At 67.8% G+C, this 423-nt stretch carries 1 protein-coding gene; it reads right to left on the bottom strand.

The annotated features are described in order from the left end of the window. Positions 1–91 precede the first annotated feature (91 nt). Positions 92–423: hypothetical protein (locus tag GVL52_RS32300; protein WP_160012763.1), on the bottom strand; the 332-nt coding region annotated here is incomplete at its 5' end.

Below are 423 nucleotides of genomic sequence, written 5' to 3' on the forward strand. Positions count from 1 at the left end.
TTGCAGGCCTTGGCCGGGCCGAAGCCGCGGAGGGGCGATTCTGCCTTCCGCGGCTTTTTTCTGGAGTGCGTTGTCTGTGCAGGTGCTGCCGTCAGTTCACCGGCAGACGGTCCGGCAAGTCCAGCATGCCGGTGCACTGCCTGCAGCGGAAATAACGGCCCGGTGCCTGCTCTTTGCCCTGCGCGATGGGGGTCAGCAGTGCCGTGCCGGCGTCGTTGGCGATGCCCAGGCTGGCGGTGCGGCCGTCCTGGAAGCGGATACGGGCTTCCGTGTAGCAGTCACCCACCAGGAATTCGTCCTGCAAGGCGGCCCGGCGAGTGATGGGGCGGGCGTGGGTGAGAAAACGGCGCACGTCGCTCTCGGTCAGTGGCCGTGTGCCCGCACATGCACCCGTATCTGCTGCGGCGGTTTCCGGGGTGGCGC

This window comes from Rhizobium sp. 18055 (assembly GCF_902706285.1).
Lineage (GTDB): Bacteria > Pseudomonadota > Alphaproteobacteria > Rhizobiales > Rhizobiaceae > Rhizobium.